This window comes from Bifidobacterium sp. ESL0775, from assembly GCF_029395475.1.
GTDB lineage: Bacteria > Actinomycetota > Actinomycetes > Actinomycetales > Bifidobacteriaceae > Bifidobacterium.
On the sequence record NZ_CP113917.1, the window covers coordinates 1,391,112 to 1,416,002 of the forward strand.

General features: G+C 55.5%; 19 protein-coding genes. 9 read left to right on the forward strand and 10 right to left on the reverse strand.

Annotated features, from left to right (window positions below; translation table 11 throughout):
- The first annotated feature begins 200 nt into the window (after positions 1-200).
- Complete coding sequence (locus OZX73_RS05150) at positions 201-1,538, forward strand: nucleobase:cation symporter-2 family protein (protein WP_277150935.1); 1,338 nt, start codon at positions 201-203, stop codon at positions 1,536-1,538.
- A gap of 136 nt (positions 1,539-1,674) precedes the next feature.
- On the opposite strand, the gene OZX73_RS05155 is transcribed toward OZX73_RS05150, so the two are convergent.
- Positions 1,675-2,847 carry an ArgE/DapE family deacylase gene (locus OZX73_RS05155; protein ID WP_277148178.1) on the reverse strand — a complete coding sequence of 391 codons (1,173 nt, stop codon included), beginning with the start codon at positions 2,845-2,847 and terminating at the stop codon, positions 1,675-1,677.
- Between the two features lie 190 nt (positions 2,848-3,037).
- Between OZX73_RS05155 and OZX73_RS05160 the strand changes: the two genes are divergently transcribed.
- Positions 3,038-3,382: a hypothetical protein gene (locus OZX73_RS05160; RefSeq protein WP_277148180.1), complete on the forward strand. Its 345-nt coding sequence runs from the start codon at positions 3,038-3,040 to the stop codon at positions 3,380-3,382.
- Between the two features lie 136 nt (positions 3,383-3,518).
- Here OZX73_RS05160 and OZX73_RS05165 read toward each other — a convergent pair whose 3' ends face one another.
- From OZX73_RS05165 to OZX73_RS05185, 5 genes are all read right to left on the reverse strand, one after another.
- Positions 3,519-4,367 (reverse strand): aldo/keto reductase, encoded by an 849-nt coding sequence (locus tag OZX73_RS05165; protein WP_277148183.1) that lies wholly within the window; start codon positions 4,365-4,367, stop codon positions 3,519-3,521.
- 38 nt (positions 4,368-4,405) lie between these two features.
- Positions 4,406-5,605, reverse strand: coding sequence for an MFS transporter (locus tag OZX73_RS05170; RefSeq protein ID WP_277148184.1), 1,200 nt, complete (start codon positions 5,603-5,605; stop codon positions 4,406-4,408).
- A gap of 129 nt (positions 5,606-5,734) precedes the next feature.
- Positions 5,735-7,297: a glutamine-hydrolyzing GMP synthase gene (guaA, locus tag OZX73_RS05175; protein ID WP_277148186.1), complete on the reverse strand. Its 1,563-nt coding sequence runs from the start codon at positions 7,295-7,297 to the stop codon at positions 5,735-5,737.
- Positions 7,298-7,360: 63 nt separating this feature from the next.
- Positions 7,361-8,458 carry a hypothetical protein gene (locus OZX73_RS05180; protein ID WP_277148188.1) on the reverse strand — a complete coding sequence of 366 codons (1,098 nt, stop codon included), beginning with the start codon at positions 8,456-8,458 and terminating at the stop codon, positions 7,361-7,363.
- Positions 8,455-10,041, reverse strand: coding sequence for a DNA methyltransferase (locus OZX73_RS05185; protein ID WP_277148190.1), 1,587 nt, complete (start codon positions 10,039-10,041; stop codon positions 8,455-8,457). The genes OZX73_RS05180 and OZX73_RS05185 overlap by 4 nt, the downstream gene beginning before the upstream one ends.
- A 448-nt stretch (positions 10,042-10,489) precedes the next feature.
- Between OZX73_RS05185 and OZX73_RS05190 the strand changes: the two genes are divergently transcribed.
- The 3 genes from OZX73_RS05190 (at position 10,490) to OZX73_RS05200 (ending at position 16,364) form a co-directional block, all read left to right on the forward strand.
- A complete protein-coding gene (locus tag OZX73_RS05190; RefSeq protein ID WP_277148192.1) occupies positions 10,490-12,970 on the forward strand; it encodes a phosphoketolase in 2,481 nt (826 codons plus the stop codon).
- A gap of 201 nt (positions 12,971-13,171) precedes the next feature.
- The gene (pta, locus tag OZX73_RS05195; protein WP_277148194.1) at positions 13,172-14,854 is read left to right on the forward strand and encodes a phosphate acetyltransferase; all 1,683 of its coding nucleotides are present in this window, start codon (positions 13,172-13,174) and stop codon (positions 14,852-14,854) included.
- A 280-nt stretch (positions 14,855-15,134) separates the two neighbouring features.
- A complete protein-coding gene (locus tag OZX73_RS05200; protein WP_277148196.1) occupies positions 15,135-16,364 on the forward strand; it encodes an acetate kinase in 1,230 nt (409 codons plus the stop codon).
- Between the two features lie 222 nt (positions 16,365-16,586).
- Here OZX73_RS05200 and OZX73_RS05205 read toward each other — a convergent pair whose 3' ends face one another.
- Together OZX73_RS05205 and OZX73_RS05210 are read right to left on the reverse strand one after the other, a co-directional pair.
- Positions 16,587-17,948, reverse strand: a complete 1,362-nt coding sequence (locus OZX73_RS05205) for a hypothetical protein (protein WP_277148198.1) — start codon at positions 17,946-17,948, stop codon at positions 16,587-16,589.
- Between the two features lie 274 nt (positions 17,949-18,222).
- Positions 18,223-19,764 (reverse strand): 3-phosphoshikimate 1-carboxyvinyltransferase, encoded by a 1,542-nt coding sequence (locus OZX73_RS05210; protein WP_277148200.1) that lies wholly within the window; start codon positions 19,762-19,764, stop codon positions 18,223-18,225.
- A 154-nt stretch (positions 19,765-19,918) separates the two neighbouring features.
- On the opposite strand from OZX73_RS05210, the gene OZX73_RS05215 reads away from it, so the two are divergent.
- Positions 19,919-20,719, forward strand: coding sequence for a TipAS antibiotic-recognition domain-containing protein (locus tag OZX73_RS05215; RefSeq protein ID WP_277148202.1), 801 nt, complete (start codon positions 19,919-19,921; stop codon positions 20,717-20,719).
- Positions 20,720-20,776: 57 nt separating this feature from the next.
- Here OZX73_RS05215 and yaaA read toward each other — a convergent pair whose 3' ends face one another.
- Positions 20,777-21,502 (reverse strand): peroxide stress protein YaaA, encoded by a 726-nt coding sequence (gene yaaA, locus OZX73_RS05220; protein ID WP_277148204.1) that lies wholly within the window; start codon positions 21,500-21,502, stop codon positions 20,777-20,779.
- 236 nt (positions 21,503-21,738) lie between these two features.
- Here yaaA and OZX73_RS05225 point away from each other — a divergent pair, with 236 nt between their 5' ends.
- The 3 genes from OZX73_RS05225 to OZX73_RS05235 all read left to right on the forward strand — a co-directional run bounded on the left by OZX73_RS05225 (position 21,739) and on the right by OZX73_RS05235 (position 24,395).
- Positions 21,739-23,193, forward strand: a complete 1,455-nt coding sequence (locus tag OZX73_RS05225) for a catalase (protein ID WP_277148206.1) — start codon at positions 21,739-21,741, stop codon at positions 23,191-23,193.
- A gap of 179 nt (positions 23,194-23,372) precedes the next feature.
- Positions 23,373-23,915, forward strand: a complete 543-nt coding sequence (locus tag OZX73_RS05230; RefSeq protein ID WP_277148208.1) for a TetR/AcrR family transcriptional regulator — start codon at positions 23,373-23,375, stop codon at positions 23,913-23,915.
- 57 nt (positions 23,916-23,972) lie between these two features.
- Positions 23,973-24,395 (forward strand): hypothetical protein, encoded by a 423-nt coding sequence (locus OZX73_RS05235; RefSeq protein WP_277148210.1) that lies wholly within the window; start codon positions 23,973-23,975, stop codon positions 24,393-24,395.
- A 32-nt stretch (positions 24,396-24,427) separates the two neighbouring features.
- On the opposite strand, the gene OZX73_RS05240 is transcribed toward OZX73_RS05235, so the two are convergent.
- Complete coding sequence (locus OZX73_RS05240) at positions 24,428-24,838, reverse strand: cupin domain-containing protein (protein ID WP_277148212.1); 411 nt, start codon at positions 24,836-24,838, stop codon at positions 24,428-24,430.
- Between the last annotated feature and the right edge of the window lie 53 nt (positions 24,839-24,891).

A 24,891-nucleotide genomic window follows, 5' to 3' on the forward strand; every position in this document is an offset into this window, starting at 1 on the left:
CCGAACCATCGAACACCTTCCAATCGGATAATGAGGACAACGCCAAAAGCGAAACGGCGGCGACTTCACCCACCCAGCAGACTTCATCTGGCAAAAAGCCCGCTTCAGGCCTGGCCTCCCACCTGCCATGGCGAAAACGCGACGGCCATGACACCGCTGCAGATGAGGCAAAACAGCCAAAACCCAGCACCGAAGAGGCGCTGACCAGCCTCGATGGACAGATCTCGTTCTGGCGCGGCATCCCCTTCGGCCTGCAGCACGTCATGGCGATGTTCGTCGCCAACCTCGCCCCGATTTTCCTGGTGACCGCCGCCGCGCATCTGACGCCGGCGCAATCGGCGATGATCATCCAGAACGGCCTTTTGGTGGCCGGCCTCGGCACCTGCCTGCAGCTCTACCCGCTGTGGCGCGTCGGCAGCCGCCTGCCCATGGTCACCGGCATTTCCTTCACCTACGTCGCCGCAGCCACCGCCATCGTCGGCAAACAAGGCTACGGGGCGCTTGTCGGAGCCGTCATCGTCGGCGGCCTGCTTGAGCTGATTCTTGGTCTCACGGCGCAATTCTGGAAGAAATACGTGCCGCCGATCGTTTCGGCAATTGTGGTGACCTCAATCGGCTTCTCCCTGCTTTCCACCGGCGCTTCCTCGTTTGGCGGCGGCGCTGGAGCCAAGGACTTCGGCAGCTGGCAGAACCTGACGCTGGGCCTGATCTCGCTGGTCGCCTGCCTCGCCTTCCAGCTCCTGATGAAAGGCACCGTCAAACAGCTTTCCATCCTCTTCGGCCTGGTCGTCGGCTACATCGTCGCGATTTTCTTCGGCAAGGTTGATTTCTCCGGATTCCAGCACCTGCAGGTCGTGAGCATCCCGCATTTCATGCCGTTCGCCCCGACTTTCGACATCGGTTCCATTATTTCCTTCGCTCTGCTGTATGTCGTCTCGTCCGTTGAGGTCCTGGGCGACACCGCCGCGCTCTCGCAAGTCGGATTGAACCGTCTGCCCACCGACAAGGAGACTTCCGGAGCCATCGCCGGAGACGGCCTCATCTCCACCATTTCCGGTCTCTTTGGTTGCCTACCATTGACCTCCTTCGCACAGAACATCGGCCTGGTCGCGGTGACCAAGGTCGTCAACCGCAAGGTCATCCTCTCCGGCGGGCTGATTCTCATCCTCGCCAGCTTTGTGCCGGGCGTGGCACAGCTCTTCAACTCCATGCCTCAGGCCGTTCTCGGCGGTTGCACCATCATGATGTTCGGCAACATCATCCTCTCCGGCTTCCAGATGATCGCCGAGGCGGGCTTCAGCCAACGCAACACCACCATCGCGGCGCTATCCCTGACCATCGGCATCGGCTTCACACAAGTCGGCGGCATCTTCGCCCACTTCCCACAGCTCTTCCAGTCGATCTTCGCTACCAACTGCATCGCCGTCTCGTTCGTGGTCGCGGTGATTTTGAACGCCGTGCTCCCCAGCGAGGAACACTTCCTGGTCAACACGCGCACGAAGGCTGCTGACGCCGACACGAAAGATAGCAAAAACTAAAAAGAAACTACCGATAATAAACACCAATAAATGGCTTGGTCCCACCGAAATTCGTTAATTCGGTGGGACCAAGCCATTATGCGATTTCGATTTGTTCTAAAGACAACAAGCCAAACCGAGCATCATGCCCAATAAATCACTTGTCGATGCCCATGTACTCGTTGATGATGTCGTCGTAGATGCCGATGAAGTCGAAATACATCGCCTTCGGCAGGCTCTCGTTGACGCAATGCATCGTGTCGTTGCCCGGCCCGAACATCACGTAAGCCGTGTCCTTGGGGCTGTCGAGCAGCAGGACGCTGCCGTCGGTGCCGCCGGAGACGCCGAACATCGGGATCTCGGCGGGCTTGTCCTGCTCCTTCAGGTGACGCTCGCCCACGGACTTGGCGATGTCGGCGAGCTTGGCGTCCTTCGGGCCGATGACGGGGATGATATCCATGCCCACGGTGTAGGAGACGGTCGCCTTGTGGCTCTTGTTGAACTTGTCGATTTCCTCGTCGAGGATGCCCAGGATCTCCTTGTTGTCGAACTCGGGGATGATGCGGATGTTGATCTCGGCGCTGGCGGATTCGGGAATGGCGTTGACCTGCTGGCCGCCGCGGATGACGTCGATGTTGTAGACGGTGTCGCCGAGCACGGGGTTGCTCTTGCCTTCTGCCGCGCCCTTGATGCGCTTGGAGACGGTGTCGAGGAACTCGAGCAGGTTCTCGACGGCGTTGATGCCGCGCTCGGGGGTCGAGCTGTGGGCGGCCTTGCCCTTCACGTCGATGTTGATGTTGAGCTCACCCTTGGTGGCATAGACGATGTTATAGCCGGAAGGCTCGCCGACCAGCAACGCCTCAACGCCTTCCATATAGCCTTGGGCCTGCATGGCGGTGGCGCCCGGCATGCCGACCTCTTCGCCGGCGGTGACCAGGAAGCGCACGGTGCCGTGCATCTGATCCTCATGCTTCTTCAAGTCGAGCATGGCGAAGACCATGGCAGCCAATCCCGCCTTCATGTCGGTCACGCCGCGGCCGTAGATCAGATCGCCGTCTTCGGTGACCTTGAACGGGTCCGTCTTCCAGCCTTCCTGCTGGGCCGAGACGGTGTCCATGTGTCCGGTGATGCCGAGGATCGGCTCTCCATGGCCAAGTTCGGCGACCAGGTTGGCGCGGGTCGGGTCCTCCTCAAGCGGGATCACCTTGCAAGGCACACCGGCCTTATCGAAAATCGCCTTGATCTCATCGGCGACGACCTTCTCGTTGCCGTTCTCGGTGTGGAGTCCGACGAACTTGCGCAGCAGGTCCATGGCTTCGTTTTCATTCATATTGTTTCCTTTCACACAGCATGGTTGTTCCAACTCCATTAAATCACGCTTTCGTCATTGCCACGTTGCCAAATGGGAAATATCGTTCCATATCCGGACAAACGCGAGTTCCGTTTCCGCCCACTGTTGCGTCTCCATAGGTGTACACTTCATGAGTTGTTGTGTATTTCAAGGAAAAGCTGGTGAAGTCATGGAAATCGGATCGGTTGCCGAATGGGCCACAGCCGTCGCGGAGACCGCCGCGGTACTGGTCGCCTTGTTCCTCCCCTATTTCGAACGCCGCAGGGCGGACCGCAAAAGCACAAGGAACCTCAAGATCATGTTGCGGGGAATCGTGAGACGCGCGATAACGGACAACGATCCGAAATCCTTGGAGACGTTCCTCAATATCTCGACGTTCACGGACGCAGGCGAACGCGACAAGGAAACGTTGAATGTCGCCCAGCAGATCCTCGAGCTGTTTACGACGGAGAACACCGATGTCGAACGGCGCAATCGCGAGATCGAAGCCCTGCTCGACACCATACAGCCGTGATGCTTTCACCTCTGAATTTCAGGGCGATTAATTAGAAGACACATACAAGGCAGTCCAAACGGGCCGCGGCTTCATCAATGGACATTGAAGCCGCGGCCGTTCTGTTTCTCGGCCATGAATCATGACCGGAATAAGCTCAGCGCTGGCTAGGATTATGGCCATCTGGATTCGGGTCGTCGAAGCCATTCAGCTTGGTCATGTCCGCGTCGCTGATGGTGAAGTCGACTTGGGCGTTGGCTTCGATATGGGCCCGGCTTGTGGCCTTGGGCAGTGGCAAAATGCCGTTCTGCAGGCAGTAGCGAATCGCCAGCTGGGCGGTGGAGACGCCGTATTCCTCGGCCATCGTCTTGAGCTCGGGAGAGCCAAGCAGCCCGCCGGTGGCCAGCGGAGAATAAGCCTCGATCAAAAGGCCGTGGGATTGCGCGAACGTCCTGTTTCTGGGTTCGGTGGCGCCGATGTAATACTGAATCTGGTTGACGGCGGGCACGGTTTGCGAGTGGTCGAGGATGTTCTTCAAATCGTGGTCATCGAAATTCGACACACCGATCGCACGGACACGCCCGGTTGCGTATATCTTCTCCATCTCGCCCCATACGGCGAGATTCTCCTCATCCATGCGCATGTGTCCCGCATGGCTCCACGGCCAAGGCGCGTGAATCAGATAGAGGTCGAGCGTGTCAAGCCCGAGGTTTTCCATGGTCTGCTCGAAATGCGGCAACACCCAGTCGCTCTGCTTGACTTCAGCTGGAAGTTTCGAGGTCACGAAAATCTCATCGCGTGCGATCCCCGACTCGCGGATGGCGCGCCCGACGCTGCGCTCGTTGCCGTAGACGTAGGCGGTGTCGATGTGGCGGTAGCCCGCGTCCAGCGCCATCCGCACGGAATCGTAAGCCACCTCGCCGTCGGGAATCTGCCAAGTGCCGAATCCGATCTTGGGAATCTTCACGCCGTTGTTGAGCTTATAGGTATCGGTGAGAATCGTCATTGCTTCTGCCTTTCAGTTCGTCGTGAAACCGATGCTGTTCAGTCTAGCCCCTCGTAGATATCTCGATGACGGATGATGACGAGACCGGCGGCGAACATCGTGACGATGACGACGAGGACGAGCAGGATGATTGGGGTCCACGTATGAAGCAGACCGTTCAAAGCGCCCAGCGCGACCGGGCCGATGGCGGCGAAGAGGTAGCCGCCGGACTGTGCCATGCCCGACAGCCGGGCGGTGTCGGCTGCCGACGTGGTGCGCTTCTGGAAGAACACGATGCAGATGCTGAACGAGGCCGCTGTCGCCAGTCCCATCGAAATCGCGGATATGACATTGAGTGGCAGATTCGCGCCAGGAACGAGAACGCCCAGTATCCCCAATGCGAAGCCTCCCCCGGCGATGCCGTTGACGATTGCCAGCCCGTGCTTGCGCTCGGCGATCATCGGCACCGTCATCGTCAGCGGCATGCCACTGAGCTGGAAAAGCGTGGCGAGGTTGCCGGCGACCACGGCGCTGAAGCCGGCCGCCTGCCATATCGACGGCAGCCAGGTGAGCAACGAGTAATACAACATCGATTGCATGCCGAAATAGGCCAGGATTACCCATGCCAACGGCGAGCGCCACGGTGTCCTGTCGACAAGCGGACGAGCATCGGCTTTCGCCTCGATTTTGCTGTCGCCGGAAGACCTGGAGACCCAGATGAGCAGCCATGCAATCAGCGCGACTGGGCCCATGGTGGCGAACAATCCCATGCTGCCTTTGATGCCGATATGTGAGGCGATGACGCCTGAGGTGGCGGTGCCCAACGAGGCGACCAGCACCTGCGCGGTGGTGTAGAGCGTGGTCTTGCCGGCGATGCTTTTGGGGAATCGCTCTTTGATGACCGCGGGCAGGAGGACATTGCCACCGGCGATGCCAATGCCAAGCGCGGCCGTTCCGATCAGCAGCGCCCAGACCGACGGGATGATGCGGATATAGCTGCCGACGCTCAACACGGCAAGCGCCATCACCAGCACTTTCACGCTGCCATGCCGCGCCCCGAACCTGCCCATCAGAGGCGAGGCAAGCGCAAAAGCCAGAAGAGGAATGGTGGTCAGGATTCCCGCCAACGAGGTCGGCAGACCGATTTCGGCTTTGAGGTCCGGCAGGAGCGGCGGCATCATGGTGATCGGCATGCGGAGGTTCGCCCCGGCCAATACCAGCCCAAGAATAACCAACCATGTGCGTTTGCGCTTGCTCACGCTATTCCTTTCGATATCTTGCCGATACTTATTTTTATTCCTTACAAAACAAAAACAATAGTGCCCTTACGCCGAAACGCAGGGCACTGCTGTCAATGCTCATTGATTACGCGATGAGCGCGGCCAATGTCACTCCCACTCGATGGTGGCCGGCGGCTTGGAGGTGCAGTCGAGCACCACACGGTTGATGCCGCGGCATTCGTTGGTGATGCGCGTGGAGATCGTGGCGAGCACGTCGTAGGGCAGACGGTACCAATCGGCGGTCATCGCGTCATCGGAGGAGATCGGACGCAGCACGATCGGCGAGCCGTAGGTGCGTTCGTCGCCCTGCACGCCCACGGAATGGACGTTGGCCAGAAGCACCACCGGGCACTGCCAGATGTCGCGGTCGAGGCCAGCCTTGGTCATTTCCTCGCGGGCGATGGCGTCGGCCTCGCGCAGCAGGTCGAGACGTTCCTTGGTGACTTCTCCGATGATGCGGATGCCAAGACCCGGACCTGGGAACGGCTGACGCCAGACAATATTATCCGGCAGGCCGAGCTTGGTGCCGATGGCACGCACCTCGTCCTTGAAGAGGCTTCGCAACGGCTCGATGAGCTTGAACTTGACGTCCTTAGGCAGGCCGCCGACGTTATGGTGCGACTTGATGTTGGCCGCGCCGTCGCCGCCTCCGGATTCGACGACGTCCGGATAAAGCGTGCCCTGCACGAGGAACTTGACTTCCTTGCCGCGTGCGCCGGCCTCCTCAAGCACCTGCTTTTGGGCCTTTTCGAAGGTGCGGATAAACTTCTCTCCGATGATCTTACGCTTGCGTTCCGGCTCGGTGACGCCCTTCAGGGCCGTGAGGAACTCCTCGGAAGCATCGACTTCGATGAGGCGGATGCCAGTGGCCTTGACGAAATCATGGCGGACCTGTTCGGCCTCGCCCTTGCGCAGCATGCCGTGGTCGACGAAGACGCAGGTGAGCTGGTCGCCGATGGCCTTGTGCACCAAGGTCGCCGCGACGGCGGAATCCACACCACCCGAAAGCCCACAGATGACCTCGGCGTCGCCGACCTCCTCACGAATTTTCTTGACCTGCGTGTCGATGATGTTGTCGGCGTCCCAATCGCTGGGCAGACCAGCGCACTGGTGCAAGAACGTGGAGAACAATTCATTGCCGAGCGGGGTGTGCTTGACCTCTGGATGCCACTGCACGCCGTAAAGCTTGCGGGACTCATCCTCCATAGCCGCGACCGGCGCGCCTTCGGTGTGCGCGAGCACCTTGAAGCCTTTCGGCGCCTCCTCGACGGCGACACCATGGCTCATCCAAGTGGTCTGCTCCGCGGGAGAATCGGCAAGCACGCCCTCGGCGTCGTCGATCACCACTTCGGTCTTGCCGTATTCGCCGAGCGCGGCCTTGTCGACCTTGCCACCCAGTTCGTTGGCCATGACCTGGAAGCCGTAGCAGATGCCGAGCACCGGCACCCCGGCCTCAAAAATCTTCTTATCGATGTCGGGAGCGCCAGGCTCGTAAACGGAAGCAGGGCCACCGGAAAGGATGATGGCCTTCGGGTCCTTGGCCAGCATCTCGTCCACCGGCATGGAATGCGGCACCAATTCGGAATAGACATGCGCCTCGCGCACGCGCCGCGCGATCAGCTGGGCGTATTGCGCGCCGAAGTCAACGACAAGCACTGGACCTTTTGCCATGGATTCTCCCTACGAAATTTATGAAATTGATATTTTTACGATTATAACGAGATACTAAACCAATCAAACTGTAATGAAAAGTATCTCACACCTTGCAGTATATTGCTGATTTTGCCAATTGAAGTGAATAAGGTCCGGTCCATTCTCAATGCATTCTTCCAGCTTTTCATTTATACTTGTCTTCAACAAGTCCAAATTACGCTTAAGCTTCCATGATTCAAACATATTATTTGTATTGACGAGTATCAAATAAAATCGATTAGCAGCATCAAAACGTCTTTCTCCTTGATGTTCATATAACCACCGTTCTAGAGAAACTGAATCTTGCATTGCATCTTCGACAAAATGCCTCTTTTTAATATCAAGATTTTGAATGAAGTCCTGCGCATCTTCTGATCGCGTTCTTTCCCGTAAACAATTCTGCAGATATTCATTCAATCCCCTCTGAGGAATTCCATCGGGATTCACAGAAATGTGTTCTCTTCTACACTGCCTCTTTACTTGCGCTATCTCACTGCCTTCATGCAGCTTTCTGAAACAATCTTCTAGATATTGCTTTGGAAAATATGTGACTTTTAAGTCAAAAGGCACATCATTAATGAAGAAATCAATTTTTTGAATTCTGCCTACAGTAGGAGTGATATGTTCACTTTGTTTAAATATATCCTCAATAAGAATAGAACTCCAATGATTATACCAAGATGTCATGGTATAACCCCTCATACTTTCAAAAACCCTTCCTTCAACAGCTTCACAAATATCTCTATATCTTGGCAACTTGTCAACATAATTATGAACTATGTTTTTTTCCAAGCTATCAGCCTGTGAGCCTCCCCAATCTAAACTATGCAATTGTGAAAGTTCCGTTACCAATTCATCCTGAGTTAATTCCCTGTTCTCAAGTTCAAGAACATATTGTTGATTGATAAACTCTTTGATGTCATTCACGGTTATATCATCACTGTCAAAAACTTCATTAACTATTTCAGCCGTATGAAGAGTTGCGTCTAACCCAAAATTCTCTGCAAGAGGCCTTATTTGTTGTTGTTTTGAAACACTTCTGACATAATAAAATCGCTTAGCTTGTTCCGGATTTTGATTTATCACGTCAAAATCATTATTGTCAAATCTTTCACTTAACTGTTCATAAGTAGTGTTCATACCAATCTCCATTCGTTGACTTCGCTGTCATAATCAGCAATTTCTGATAATAACTTATCAAAAGACAATTCATCTACAGTTACTTCAGCTTTGAAAATTGTTTGAATGACAATTTGGATTATTCGGTTAGTCGATAATGAAGAAACGGATAAAGCTTCAGTAATAATTTTTCGGACAAAATTCTGTGTCTCTGTTTTAGATAGGGCTTTTACGTTTGGAACGACATCTCTCTTAACCAAGACGAATAACATATCTCCTTGAATAACCTTTTTCCTATTTAGTTGCCTGGGAGAAAAAGTTTTCTGCACGATAACATCAAGAGACTTTAACTGGAAACCGCAAGATATTACCGCGTTAACGATAGCCTCCCATTCAAAACCCGATAAAGAATTGAAAGTAAAAGCGAAGAAATGATCTGTTTTAAGCACACGATAAATTTCTTTACAAGCAGCAAAAATATCGTTCTTAAACCTTTCACAGTCATGTTCACGAGAGATTGCATTTGAAATAACAATCTCATCGTCATAATCCACCGGCATTTTTAGCCAAGAATTCCAAATGATACTTTGCTCGAAATATGGAACGGTATCCCCATAAGGAAAATCAGTAAATATAAAATCAACAGATCTGGAAGGAAAATTGATTAAATTTTTAGAATTCAGATTTGTTATTTTATATCTACCACGGTTATCTTTATCCGGGATTAACTGTAAAAACTGCTTTTTACCGTCCTTGATACGCTTTACACGGTTGAGGAAATAATGCCATACATTATTTTCTATATATGTTTTTCCCGTATAAAAACCTGTCATCCATGCCCCAGATGAAAGCTGGCCTCTACTTTTAATTGGAGGTACCAATCTCGAGGCATTAGCCAGATTCGCAGTGAAAGCAAAAAGTAACAAATCTTTTTCTGTGGAATCAGGCAAATTCAAAATCAACGCATGAAGTTTGGCATGGAAAAACAAAGAGCGTTTCGGAAATAAATCCTTAATCCTCATATTCTTTTTTGCCGAAATACGTGGATTTTCAAATAAATGATCATCGGGAAACCAATCTTTAATAACCATTGCTTGTTCCGCTTCGATTAAATCATTTTTTTCTTGTTCATTTAATGAAATAACTTGAGCCTTGCCTGAAGATGGTTTGACTTTAATCGATAAAGGAACATCATTATTATCTCGTAGAATCGAGATAATCTCTTTTACCTCACCATTCTTAATATATGTGTAATATTTTTTTATGTAAGGGTGTATTTGTTGACTGATTCTCTGTAGCATCAAATCAAAACGAGAAAAATCGACATCTTCGGAAAGAACATTCCTATTTATAAAGTTTGCCGCTGGATTCAAATCATTACTGATAACGTTTCTACCGGTGAGAACAGACTCTATTGCAACTCCACCATATCCTGCAAACGGATCAAAAACAAGATCCCCGGGATTGGTATATTTCAACAGAATTTCGCGAATATCACTTCCTGGCTTCTTCCCCCAATACTTATGCATTGCATATACTCGGCGGTCATCAAACAAATGATCAGCATCTAATATATCTGATGAAGCCTTGTTGTTTAGTAACACGACAATCCCTTATATTTAAAACTCAAAAATTTATAGTATATAAAATTATATTAAACTCTTGTCATTTAAATAATGACCCGATTTTATGCTTAAAGTGTGCAAAGCAACATCACAAAAAACAACACCACAAAAAACAACACGCCGCGTGAATTTTCTGTGAATCGAACATCGATAAGCGTTGGCAGCTCATGATTTTCGGCTCAATTCCAACGTTTATAAGTTGTTTTTTTACGTGCGGAAATCTCACATATTTTTTGTAGAATACACCATTACCTAACAAAAATATCCCAATTGTGCACATAGGTGCAAAAAAACGTCCAAAAGTCTGAGTCGGCACGTAAAGTGAACATCGATTGGGCACGAACCCTGAACATCAATAGTAGCAAGGGTTTGGGCCTGAAGAAAATAATCAATTGCACACAATGTGTACAGGAGTACAGGAGCATAAATGACTAGTCCTGTTATTGGCACCCCGTGGAAGAAGCTCGGCAAGCCGGTTTCTGATGAGGCTCTCGAAGGAGTCGACAAGTATTGGCGCACCGCCAACTATCTTTCCATCGGCCAGATTTATCTGCGTAGCAACCCTCTGATGAAGGAGCCCTTCACCCGCAAGGACGTCAAGTACCGTCTCGTGGGCCACTGGGGCACCACCCCGGGCCTGAACTTCCTGTTCGGCCACATCAACCGTCTCATCGCCGACCACCAGCAGAACACCGTGTTCATCATGGGTCCCGGCCACGGCGGCCCTGCAGGCACCTCGCAGTCCTATCTCGACGGCACCTACACCGAGTATTATCCGAACATCACCAAGGATGAGAACGGACTGCAGAAGTTCTTCCGCCAGTTCTCCTATCCGGGTGGCATCCCCTCCCACTACGCTCCGGAGACCCCGGGCTCCATTCATGAGGGCGGCGAGCTCGGCTACGCGCTGAGCCACGCTTATGGCGCCATCATGAACAACCCGAGCCTCTTCGTGCCCGCGGTGGTCGGTGATGGCGAGGCCGAGACCGGCCCGCTCGCGACCAGCTGGCAGTCCAACAAGCTCGTCAACCCGCGCACCGATGGCATCGTGCTGCCGATCCTGCACCTGAACGGCTACAAGATCGCCAACCCGTCCATTCTTTCCCGTATCCCCGATGAGGAGCTCCACGAGTTCTTCGAGGGCATGGGCTATGAGCCTTACGAGTTCGTCGCTGGCTTCGACGATGAGGACCACATGTCCATCCACCGCCGCTTCGCCGACATGCTCGAAGAGGTCTTCGACAAGATCTGCGACATCAAGGCCAAGGCTCAGACCGACGACATGGATCGCCCGACCTACCCGATGATCATCTTCCGCACGCCGAAGGGCTGGACCTGCCCGAAGTACATCGACGGCAAGAAGACCGAAGGCTCCTGGCGCGCCCACCAGGTGCCGCTGGCCAGCGCCCGCGACACCGAGGCCCACTTCCAGGTCCTCAAGGGCTGGATGGAATCCTACAAGCCGGAAGAGCTCTTCGACGAGAAGGGCGCCATCCGTCCCGAAGTCACCGCGTTCATGCCGCAAGGCGAACTGCGTCTGGGCCAGAACCCGAACGCCAACGGCGGCCGCATCCGCGAGGATCTGAAGCTCCCCGATCTCGACGCTTACGAAGTCAAGGGCGTCAAGGAGTTCGGCCACGGCTGGGGCCAGCTTGAGGCCACCCGCCAGCTGGGCAACTACACCCGCGACATCATCAAGATGAACCCGGATTCGTTCCGCATCTTCGGACCTGACGAGACCGCTTCCAACCGTCTGCAGGCCGCTTATGAGGTCACCAACAAGCAGTGGGACAACGGCTATCTCTCCGAGCAGACCGATGAGCACATGGCTGTCACCGGCCAGGTCATCGAGCAACTCTCCGAGCACCAGATGGAAGGCTTCCTCGAGGGCTATGTCTTGACCGGCCGCCATGGCATCTGGAGCACCTACGAGTCCTTCGCCCATGTGATCGACTCCATGCTGAACCAGCACGCCAAGTGGCTCGAGGCCACGGTTCGTCACATCCCGTGGCGCAAGCCCGTCGCTTCGATCAACATGCTGATCTCCTCGCACGTGTGGCGTCAGGATCACAACGGCTTCTCCCATCAGGACCCGGGCGTGAGCTCCGTCCTGCTGAACAAGACGTTCAACAACGACCATGTCGTGGCCGAGTACTTCCCCGCCGACGCCAACATGCTGCTGGCCGTCGCCGAGAAGTCCTTCAAGTCCACCAACAAGATCAACGCCATCTTCGCCGGCAAGCAGCCTGCCGCCACCTGGCAGACCCTCGACGAGGCTCGTGAAGAGCTCGAGAAGGGCGCAGCCGAGTGGAAGTGGGCCTCCACCGCCAAGAACAACGACGAAGCGCAGATCGTGCTCGCCTGCGTCGGCGACGTCCCCACCTTGGAGACGATGGCCGCCAGCGAGAAGCTCAAGGAGTTCGGCATCAAGTTCAAGGTCGTCAACGTCGTTGACATCCTGAAGCTGCAGAGCCCCAAGGACAACGACGAGGCCCTGACCGACGACGAGTTCACAGAACTCTTCACCGCCGACAAGCCGGTCCTCTTCGCGTACCACTCCTATGCCCACGACATCCAGTCCATCATCTTCAACCGCCCGAACCACGATAACTTCAACGTTCACGGTTACAAGGAAGAGGGCTCCACCACCACGCCGTACGACATGGTGCGCGTCAACGACATGGATCGCTACGAGCTGACCGCCGAGGTGCTGCGCACCCTCGACGCCGACAAGTACGGCCACGAGATCGACAAGCTGGAGCAGTTCCGCAAGGACGCCTTCCAGTTCGCGGTCGACGAGGGCTACGATCATCCGGATTACACCGGCTTCGTGTACTCCGACGTGAAGAACCAGGACGCCAAGGCGACCGCCAAGGCCGCCATGAGCACTGGCAGCGACAACGAGTGAGCTAATTCTTACCCGGTTGCGCTTCACGTAGCCACGTAATGAAAGGGACATCAGGTTTCGGCCTGATGTCCCTTTTGTTGTCGGTTATGTTCTTTGCGATGCGGAAACATTCCCTACGTCACACCTTCGCATAAAATGGAAGGGATCGATATCGTTGTTGATCGAAACAATCGTGCGCATAATGCACAAAGGAGTTACATCGTGGCAAACGAAGTCATTTATATCGCCAGTCCTGAAGGCAAGAACGGCCGCAATGTTGTGGCCTACGGCGTGGTGAAAGCCCTGGCGGCCCAAGGCAAGACGGCGGTGTTCCGTCCGGTGGCCTGCAAGAAGGAGACCTTCACCGACGAGCTGCTCAAGGCGGCCAACGCCGGCCAGTCCATCGACCAGGTTCGCGCCGTGTGCCCCAAGTGCGCGCGAAAAGACAAGAGCGCGGCCCGCGGTGACATCGTCGCGGCCTACAGTGCCGAGCTCGAGCGCACCAACCCCGATTCCATGGTCATCGTCGGAAGCGACGGATCCGCGATCTTCGATCCGGAAGCGTTCACCTTCAATGCCGAAATCGCCTCCGACCTCAAGGCCAAGACATTCCTCGCCATCTGCACCATTCCCCGCAACGGCGAACAGGTTAAGGCCACAGTGGACACCTGCACGGCTGAGGTGGAAAAGGCCGGCGGAAAAGTCGCCGGGATCTTCGTCACTGGTTGCACCGACGAGAAGGCCGCCGACGCCAAGGAAGCCCTGAAGGACTCCCCTGTACCCGTCTGGACCATCCCTGCCGTTGACTTCTCCTCCGACTCTGATCCTGATGCCGCCAACAAGGCCGCCAAGGCTTTTGCCGACAACGCCCCGGCCGATGAGGTCGTGGCCGCCGCCCGCACACCGTTCGACGCCCCCACCACCCCATACGCCTTCCAGAACGAGCTGCTGGCCAAGGCCAAGGCCGGCAAGAAGACCATCGTGCTGCCTGAAGGCTCTGAGGACCGCATCATCAAGGCCGCGGACTATCTGCTGCAGCGCGACATCGTCAAGCTCATCATCGTCGGCGACAAGGAAGCCATCCTCGCGCGCGGCAAGGAACTCGGCCTCAATTCGCTTTCCAAGGCGGCCTATCAGCCGATGGACGACGAAGAGGTCCTGAAGCCCATGGTCGCCAAGCTGTGCGAGCTGCGCGCCAAGAAGGGCATGACCGAGGAGCAGGCCCGCAAGCAGCTGACCGACCCGAGCTACTTCGGCACCATGCTGGTCGTACTTGGTAAGGCCGACGGTTTGGTCTCTGGTTCCATCAACTCCACCGCCAACACCGTTCGCCCGGCACTGCAGGTCATCAAGACCAAGCCCGGCGCTTCATTGGTCTCCGGCGCGTTCCTGATGTGCTTCAAGGACCATGTCGCGGTCTTCGCCGATTGCGCCATCAACCTGAACCCGAACGCCGAACAGCTGGCCGACATCGCCATCCAGTCCGCCGACACCGCCCGCGCCTTCGGCGTGGACCCGAAGGTGGGCATGCTCTGCTATTCCACCCTCGGCAGCGGCAAGGGCCCGGATGTCGACCTGGTCGAAGAGGCCACGAAGCTCGTCCACGAGAAGGCCCCGGATCTGCCGGCCGTTGGCTCCATCCAGTTCGACGCCGCCTGGTCGCCCACCGTGGCCGCCACGAAAGCCAAGGGCAACGACGTGGCAGGCCATGTCAACGTCTTTGTCTTCCCGAGCCTGGCCGCCGGCAACATCGCCTACAAGGCCGTGCAGCGCACTTCCGGTGCCACCGCCATCGGCCCGGTGCTGCAAGGCCTCAACAAGCCCGTCAACGACCTCTCACGTGGTGCCCTGGTAGAGGACATCATCAACACGGTCGCCCTCACCGCCGTAGAAGCTCAGCAATGATAATTAACCTCAAAATAATCAACATAATTTAAGATACGAAACATGAGTGTGGGGTTGGAATAAACTTTCTGTGGCGTAGGCTTGGCCGAACGGCCTTGAGTGTCCACAGAAAGTTTATTCCAACCCCACACGACCAACTACGAAACTGAAACTATATCCAAAAACTAAGTCAATCTTAAATTAATTGCAATCCTCTTTGTAACAGCTCGTGAGTAAGCTGAGAACTTGGTAGCCGTGGTAACATCCACGGGTCAATTAATCTATTTGGAGGATGCACACAATGGCGAAAACCGTCCTTGTCATCAATTCCGGTTCCAGCTCGATCAAGTACCAGCTGGTGGATCTCGAAACCGGCGGCGCTCTCGCGAGCGGCCTCGTGGAGAAGATCGGCGAACCCATCGATGGCCATTACAAGCACGAATACAACGGCGAGAAGCACGAGCTCGAAGAGCCCATCAAGACCCACGCCGACGGTTTGAAGCGCGTCCTCGGCTTCTTCAAGGAGTATGGCCCCGATCTTCAGGAATCCGGCATCGTGGCTGTCGGTCACCGCGTGGTGCAGGGTGGTTCCGTCTTCCCGCAGCCGGCGCTCGTCAATGCCAAGACCATTCAGCAGGTCAAGGACCTCGCCGTGCTCGCCCCGCTGCACAACGGCCCTGAGGCCACCGGCGCCGAGGTCATGGAACAACTTCTGCCTGACGTGCCGCAGATCTTCGTCTTCGACTCCTCCTTCTTCTTCCAACTTCCGAAGGAAGCCAGCACGTACGCCTTGAACAAGGAAGTCGCCGAGAAGTACAAGATCCGTCGCTACGGCGCCCATGGCACCAGCCACGAATACATCGGCTCCGTCGTTCCTGGCGTGGTTGGCAAGCCCGCCGAAGGCCTGAAGCAGATCGTGCTGCACATCGGCAACGGCGCTTCCGCCTCCGCGCAGATTTCCGGTCGTCCGATCGACACCTCCATGGGCCTCACACCACTGGAAGGCCTGGTGATGGGCGGACGCACCGGTGACATCGACCCTGCCGCCGTCTTCCATCTCATCCGCAACGCCCACATGAACGTCGACGAGATCGATGAGCTCTTCAACAAGAAGTCCGGCATGACCGGCATGACCGGCTACGGCGACATGCGCGAGGTCGATCGCCTCATCAGCGAAGGCAACGAGGACGCCATTCTCGCCATGGACATCTACATTCATCGCATCGTCGGCTACATCGGCAACTACACCGCTCAGATGGGCGGCGTGGACGTGATCACCTTCACCGCCGGCGTCGGCGAGAACGACAACAACGTGCGCGCCCGCGTCTGCGAGCGTCTCGCGCCGTTCGGCGTGAAGCTCGACAAGGCGAAGAACGACGCCCGTTCCAAGGAACCGCGCATCATCTCCACCCCCGACAGCTCCGTGATCATCGCCGTCATCCCCACCAACGAGGAACTTGCCATCGCCCACAAGGCCGACAAGATCGCGACCGAGGGCAAGGATTCCTACGGCAACGTCTTCAAGAAATGAGTCTGCCTGTTTCGTTAGATTCTGAAATCTGACAATAAACAAAATTTGGGCTGTGCAACACCATTTACGTGTTGCACAGCCCAAATCGTACTAGGCACCTCTTGGTGCAGTAAGCCTCGTCAAGAGCGATTAAGCGACTCCTGGCAAACGCCGTAATCCGCAGCCGCGTCAGCAAAACCGCCGACAAACCACGAACCACACATTGTCAGTGTGGCCTATCCGTCACTCGGTTTTGATCAGATCCGTGACGACCCGGTCAAGATCCTGCAGAGAGCTCTCGATGTCGACTGTTTTCTCGGCGTCATAGAAACTCAGGCTGTAGGAGTCCGGGACAAGATCGCGCAACTGATCGGTGAGTTTATCGTGCTGGTCGTTCAACGAGGGGCTCTCGAAGATGTTGGTCTCAGAGCCCATGGCCTGGATCTGCTGGGTCAACGTGGCGATCTGGGTCATCTTCTGGTTGGTGTCGTCCGCGTATTTCTTGATGGGGGCGTTCTTGGAGGTCGACAGAGGCTTCAGGTCATTCTGACAGGTCTGGATATACGGCTTGTAGACATCGGCGTAATTGTTCTGCTCAAAGTCGACCGTCGGCTTCGCGGCGCAATCCTGATTCGCCTTCTGGAAATCGGCCGCGGAATCCGCGAACGAATTCATGTATTGGATGTACTTCTTCGATTGCTTGGCGTAGACGTCATAGCTTTTCTTGAGTTTGTCGCTGCTCTTATAGGCGGGGCTTGCCGCGAAATCGGCGTTCGCCTTGCCGAGCTTCTTCACATCCGACTTCAGGGATTTGACGTTCTCTTCCGGAACGGGGATGCTTTTGGTCGCGTCCTGGGCGAGGTTGAGATAATCCGTGCTGATGGCCGTTTGCGCATCGGTGAGCTTTCGCGTGTTCTTGTTCGCATTGTCATACAGAGCGGAACCCGTGAGTTTCTGGTCTTCGGCGTTGTTCTTGGACTTCGCGCCCATCGAGCCCACGATAATCAGCGCGATGATGACCACGACGGCGATGACCGCGATGACGATATAAAGAATCTTCTGGTTCTTCGACGTCGGCTTCTTCGGGGCGCCTGGCTGTCCGGGAGTGTTGTTGCCCATGGGCTGGGCGTACTGGCCATTGGGATAGACCTGCTGACTGGGCATTCCTTGATTCGGCATCCTCCCCTGCTGTTGGGGATAGCCAACCTGCGGTTGGTTCCGCTGTTGCGGGTAGCCTTGCGGCGCACCTTGGGGAGGATATGGGGAACCTTGCTGGCCCTGCTGCGGCGCTCCCGACTGCGCCACGTTGTTATTGAGCGATTGGAACTGGGGAACATCGGGCTGTTGCCCGATGCCCTGTGGCATACCTTGCTGAGCGGCTTGTTGCGTACCATTGGCATCCAACGATCCGAACTGGGGAACGACAGGCTGTTGCATGTCGGCCGACGGCACGCCCTGCGGGGTTGCCGCTGGAGCTTCCTGACCACCAGCTTGTGGGCTGCCTTCCTGTGGTGTGGTTGCCGCGGTATTGCCCACGTCGTCACCGCGGTTCAACGCGTCATCCGAATCGAATTGCTTTTGGGGAGAATCATCCTGTCGAGCCATAATCAAACTTTCTGTCAATGTTGTTATATCAGTATTTAATAATAATCATCATATTGGATATAACGATTTGAAAGTGAATCCGCTCAGAAACGTATACGGCTGGGCTGAGCCACGACTAATTCAAAACACACAGCGATTCAGCAGCTCATCGCCGACAACGGCTTGTCAATATGATGGCCTGGCTGAACGGCTAATTGGTGTTGAGCTTCATCGCAGTGTTGGAACCGCTTGACATCCATTACCAACCCTTGGAAAGCCAATCGGAAATACCTTGCTATTGCTGCGAAAGCATCCCGGACCACATCCCCGGAAAATCGGGGATGGTCTTGCGGGTGGTCGCGATGTCGCGGATGCGGGTGTTGGCAACCGCAAGGCCAATCATCGCCGCGAACGTGGCCATGCGATGATCGGCGTAGGTCTCCATGACTTCGCCATGCAACTCGTCATTTGGCACTGGGGTGATGGCCAATCCGTCCGGCAATTCCTCGGCTTTGGCGCCGATACGGGTGATTTCCGTGACCAGAGCGGCCAGACGGTTCGTCTCGTGGCCTCGGAGATGGCCGATGCCAACGAGTTCGCTGGGACCATCGGCCAACGTCGCCAAAGCGGCGATGCTGGGAGCAATCTCCCCCGCCGCCGACATGTCGAAATTCTTGCCCAGCCCTCGAATAGGACCGTCCATCGAAACCTTCAATGTCCCATTTCTGGGTACTGGGACTGCCCTTTGATGTCCACGTACGTCGGCCATGACATCATCAAACGGCCTTCCTTCCAACGTGACCGTGGCACCCATCTTTTGCAGAATACCCGGAAGCAACCCACCTGGCTGAGTGGTCGAGGTCGGCCAATTTGGCACGCTCACCGAACCTCCGGCGATCATCGCGGCGCCCAGGAATGGAGCGGCGTTCGACAGATCCGGCTCCACCACTACCCCTTCAGGCAGTTGCAGTTCACGATGGGCGACCTGCCAATGGCCGATTTCTGGCATCTCAGCCTTTCCTCCAGCCCCATCAACATCAGCCATTGTCATACAAATGTGCGGCATGCTGGGAAGCTTGCTACCGGTATGTTTCAGATCGAGTCCGTCCGGTAGGCGTGAGCCAATCAGCAGCAAGCTGGAAATGAACTGCGAGGATGAGGATGAATCGATCTCGACCTTAGCTGGCTGGAAAATGGCGGGATCACCGGATTCATTCATGGCGTCCGGATCCTCACCATTCCTTTGCGCTTCAAATCGTCGTGATTGCGGCGGTGTGATGGTGAATGGCAGAAAACCGGGCTCGCCGTGGTATTCGATATGAGCGCCCAACTGCCCAAGCCCGTCGAGTAACGGATGCATTGGCCGCGCGTAAGCCTGCTTGTCGCCATCAAAACGCACAGGACCATCGGCGAACAACGCCAAGCCCGGAACGAAACGCATCACCGTGCCCGCAAGTCCGCAAAAAACCGTGACATTCCCCTTGAACCGGCCATTGACCGGAGGCGTCACCGTCACGCGCGTCTCATCGGTCTCATCGAACTTGACGCCGACCCCGAGCGCTCTCAACGCGCCCGCCATCAGATCCGTGTCGCGTGAGCGCAACAAACCCGAAATCGTGGCCGGCTTTTGCCCAAGCGCGGCCAAAATGAGATACCGGTTCGACAACGACTTGCTTCCCGGAACCACCACCGTCGCGTTCAACGGACCCTGCGCCAGCGGAGCAGGCCAGGGATCAGGTAATTCAGCTTTCTGGCTTGCCGCATCTTGGGATTCTGTGCGATATGACCTTCCGCGATCGACAATGGCTTTGGCGGCATGGGTTTCGGAGCTCTTCATAGTCGGAATTTTAGAGGAACTCCCCTACAGCATATTTCCAGACTCATTACCCCGCGACACGCCGATGGTTGTTGACCCTGACATATTGTCAGGGCATAGCTTTTCTCTTGCGACCGCAAAGCGGCCGCAGACGAGCTAACGAAGGAGGAACGGATTGCACGGAACAAGCGCAAGCGATGGCTCGTGGACGCCGGCCGAACGATTCGGCCTGACCATCGGAGAAATGTCAACCATGTTCCACGTCAGCGTGCGCATGCTTCGGCACTGGGAAGACCTTGGTCTGCTCACCCCGGCGCGCGATGCCAGCGGCTACCGGGTCTACGGACCCGGCGATCTGAACCGCCTCCGCCGTCTGCTCATCTACAAAGAGCTGGGCGTACCGGCCACACGCATCGGGCGGTTGCTCGACGCGCCCGCGCCAGTTGTCATTAAGGAACTCAAAGTCGGACGCAGCAACCTCAAAAAGAAGCTGCGGCATCTTCAGCGAACCCTTGATGACACCGACCGACTCATCGACATGGCAGAGAAAGGAACGACCATGGCCAATACAGAAACCACCGACTCAAGACAAAATGAGGCCAAAGACCGCTGGGGCGATACGAAACAATGGATGGAATTTGCCGAGCGGGAGACCGGCACGGACGGGAACACCAAAATGAAGGATGAACAACATATGCGCGACGTTGAGGCGAAACTGGCCGACGCCAAGCGCCGCGGCGTCAAGCCCGGTAGCGACGAAGCCAATGAACTCGCCGAGGAACACCGTGCGTCGCTCTACTACTACGAAGTGAGCCTGCCAATGCAGGTGAGCCTCGGCCGGATGTACGTCGCCGACAAGCGTTTCAAGAAGCACTACGACGACATCGAACCCGGCCTGGCCCAATGGCTCCACGACATCATCGATGCCAACGCCGCCGCCCAGGGCATCGATCTTGACAACGTTCAATGGGAATAAAAGTTGAATCAAAAACTGTGGCTGTGCATCTCATCAAAGTTGTACAGTCACAAATGTTTAGAGACCTGACGGAACTAATGTCAGATGGTTGATGCCATCCTCTGCCTTCATACTTACTTTGCCAAGGGTGCGTGCGACGTCGACTACGGGTTGGGCGGGAGCGTCGAGTATGGCTCTCGTCAACAAGCCTCGATAATGCTTGGCCATGTGGGAGATGGTTTTGTTTTGGGAATTGGCGATACGGATGTCCCACCATTGAGTATTTTCATCTGACGCATTCGGCTTGGTCACTCGATAGAGTTCAGAACGTAAGTCGACCGTGACGCCAGCGTTACCAGCAAAACCGGTATCCGGATTCCAGCTTGCAAGCCGATTGCGCCAGAACGATTTCAACGCGCCGACGCCGGGAAGCGAGACATTCATCGAAAGACGATAAGTCGGTATCGAATCCTCGCCCCTAGTCACACCGAACAAGCCCGAGAAGATCAACACGTCATCGTCCCGATGCAATTGAGCGGCTTTGTATAGCACTCCTGTATACACCTCACGAGCCGGCGCACAGGGCGCCGAAAGAATGTCGCGTTGGGCGAGGATCTCCTGCGTCCCTTTGGCTCCTACTTTCAGAATCTTCGCCGCATCATCACGCTTCGACACTTCAATCAACGCCGACAACACCGTTTTTCTGGCGTCGTTGAGTTCCGGAAATGAAAGCCTGTCCAAATCAAACGCCGGCCCTGCGGTCGGCGCGGCCTTGCCTTCGGACGGCGGTAGAAGAATATGCATAATCGCAAGTCTATCGAACCGCCAATCCGAAACGGGACCAACCATTCCGGCACGTTCGCTTGTCGCTAATTTAATTTGGTCGAACAATGGTCGCAAGGACTGAAAATATGGGAATTTCACAATGTCAAGGATTTCGAGACAAAATGTCGCAAAGCCCACAAAACGATGCCAAACCCTTGTTTCAAACCGGCGGAATTGTTATCTTCTTCCTACATCGTTACGACAGGAGGATTTCATTGACCGATAATCTCAACACTGCTTCCGGCCAGCCCTGGGCCGACAACACCCATTCCCAGACCGCCGGCGTGCGCGGCCCGGTGCTGCTGCAGGACTACCAGCTGGTCGAGAAGCTCGCACACTTCAACCGCGAGCGCATCCCGGAACGCGTGGTGCATGCCAAGGGCGCCGGCGCATACGGCACGTTCAAGCTCACGAAGGATATGAGCGAGTACACCAAGGCTGACGTGTTCAACGGCGAGGGCAAGGAGACCCCGATCTTCCTGCGTTTCTCACAGGTAGCCGGCGAGCTCGGTTACCCCGACACCCTGCGTGACGTCCGCGGCTTCGCCCTGCGCTTCTACACCCAAGAGGGCAACTACGACATCGTCGGCAACAATACGCCGACCTTCTTCATCCAGGACCCGCTGAAGTTCCCCGACTTCATCCACTCCCAGAAGCGCGACCCGCGCACCCACCTGCGCAACCAAACCCGCCAGTGGGACTTCTGGGCGCACTCCCCCGAAACCGTGCATCAGGTCACCTACCTGATGGGCGACCGCGGCAACCCGGCCAGCTACCGCACCATGAACGGCTACGGCAGCCACACCTTCAAGTGGGTCACCGCCGACGGCACCGCCTTCTGGGTCAAGTACCACTTCATGAGCGAGCAAGGCGTGGTCAACATGAGCGAAGAGACCGCCGCCAAGGCAGCCAGCAAGGACACCGACTACCTGCTGCACGAGCTCTTCGACGCCATCGAGTCCAAGAACTATCCGTCCTGGAAGGTCTGCGTGCAGATCCTCCCCTACGAAGAGGGCCTCAACTACAAGCACGACATCTTCGACATCACCAAGGTCGTCTCCCACAAGGACTACCCGCTGATCGAGATCGGCGAGTTCACGCTGAACCGCAACCCCGACAACTACTTCGAGGACGTCGAGGAGTCCGCGTTCGCACCCGCCAACTTCGTGCCGGGCATCGAACCAACACCAGACAAGATGCTGCAGGGGCGCCTCTTCGCCTACAAGGACGCCGCGCGTTACCGCCTCGGCGCCAACTACGAGCAGCTCAAGGTCAACCGCCCCTTGGGCGAGGTGCACAACTACGAGCGTGACGGCTTTATGTCGAATAACGCGCAGGACGGCTCCGTCGACTACGAGCCGAACAGCTTCGACGGCCCGAGAGAGGACAACTCCGCCCGCAACCATGGCGATCAGTTGGAAGGCAAGACCGGCAACTACGCCGCCTACGAGCCCGACAACTTCTCCGCCGCCGGCGCGCTCTACAACGTGCTGAGCGAAGAGGAGAAGCAGCGCCTGGTCACGACCATCGCCTCCAACCTGGGTCAGGTCGAGGGCGAGCACGCCGAGGAAATCAAGGTTCTCGAGACCAAGCAGTTCTATCAGGCCGATCCTGACTACGGCACCCGCGTCGCCAAGGCGCTCGGCTTGAATTTCGACGACATCAAGTGATTATTAGTCTGGAAATCAAGCAAGACCGTTCTTTACATTGGAAAAGAACGGTCTTCTTTTTATTCAATACGTTCCGGCGAAGCAGCTGAGTACGAATTTAAATCGAGACTGCATAATCGATTGATACTCACGACTTGTAGTTTTTGACTATTCATTCAAAAACTGCTATAGTGCCAATTATGGCAAGACCAAGAAGTTTTGATGAGCATCAAGTGCTCGAACAATGTCGTAAGGTTTTCTGCACGCACGGCTACGACGCCACCTCGATTGATGACCTCGTAGCCGCGACCGGGCTCAAACGCGGCAGCCTCTACCAAGCGTTCGGTAGCAAACGTGGCGTATTCCTGAAAGTATTGCAAGCTGCGTTTAACCGTAAGACCGAACGCAAAGCTGAAGATGAATCTGAATCTGACGAGGACAAGAGTGTTCCTGCGCAAACCACTTCACCGTCGGATCAATCCGTTCCTGGCCGAAAGACGATTCGACCCGAACCACAATCCTCAGCAAACAGCCTCTTCTCAAATGATGTTCTGACACTAGTGGCCATCGCCTGTCTGGAACTGGCACCTCACGACGCAAAGGTCCGTGACATCATCGTCAAGTGGCGCTCTCAAATTCCTCCGGAACAACAAGCGCTATTATCGCAATCCCTCGGAGACAATCTTTTTAATCGGGCCGGAATCAACAAAAGGCAAACGACCGACTCAATCAATGTAGCCTGAACCAATTCAAGTCAATCAAACCCATTCAAACCAATAATCACCAAAGGAAGTATCACCATGTCCGAAATCGGAAACAATCAGAAGAACGGCAACAAGATGAATCGCAATGATTCCGGGAATACGGGAAGCAACACCGTAACCATCGAAGGAACGACCATGAAAGTCATTCCGAAGGGCCTTAATAAACTCTGGTCACTCAAAAGCAATCTGAAAATTCCGCTGGCTCACGTGGCGGGCGCAACCGTCGACCCCGGATTCAACATGTCCGGACGCCGCGCATTCCGAGATCCTGGTCTCGCTACTTCAGACAAAAAGGCCGGCACATTCAAATTCCCCGATGGTGACATCGAGTTCTGGAACATCACCCAACCAGAACAGCCCCTGGTCATCCAGCTTCGCGACGAAAAGTTCGACCGCTTGGTACTGGGCGTTGCCGACCCACGCCAAGTCGCAGACGCTATCAACGCGGCAATTGAATGATCAACCAGAATTAAAAATCTACACTGGTGCGATCAGTTCAGCTTGCCATATTCCTTAGGATCGACCGGTTCGAGCCACTCGTTCGAGGCACCCTCTTCGGGCACCATGACGGCCACGTGCGCGAACGGCTCATTCGGGCTGGCGCCGTGCCAGTGCTTGGTTTCCGGCGGCACGACCACCACGTCGCCAGGACGCATCTCGCGTACCGGCTCGCCCTCGAACTGGCAGTAACCGCGCCCGCCCACGGCGATGAGAATCTGCGTGGCCTTGTGGTGGATATGCCAATGGTTCCTGCAGCCGGCCTCGAAAGTCACGTTGGCGACCTTGGCCTGGTCCGTGCCACCCAGTGGAGCATTGTAGCTTTGGCCGTCAAAATACTGGGCGTAAGCATCGTTCGGATGGCCCATTGGGAATGGGCTTGGATTCGTGAATGTTGTTGCCATTTTCTTTATCTCTTTTCTGGTGGAATTATTGGTTTGTGATGCACGCACTGGCT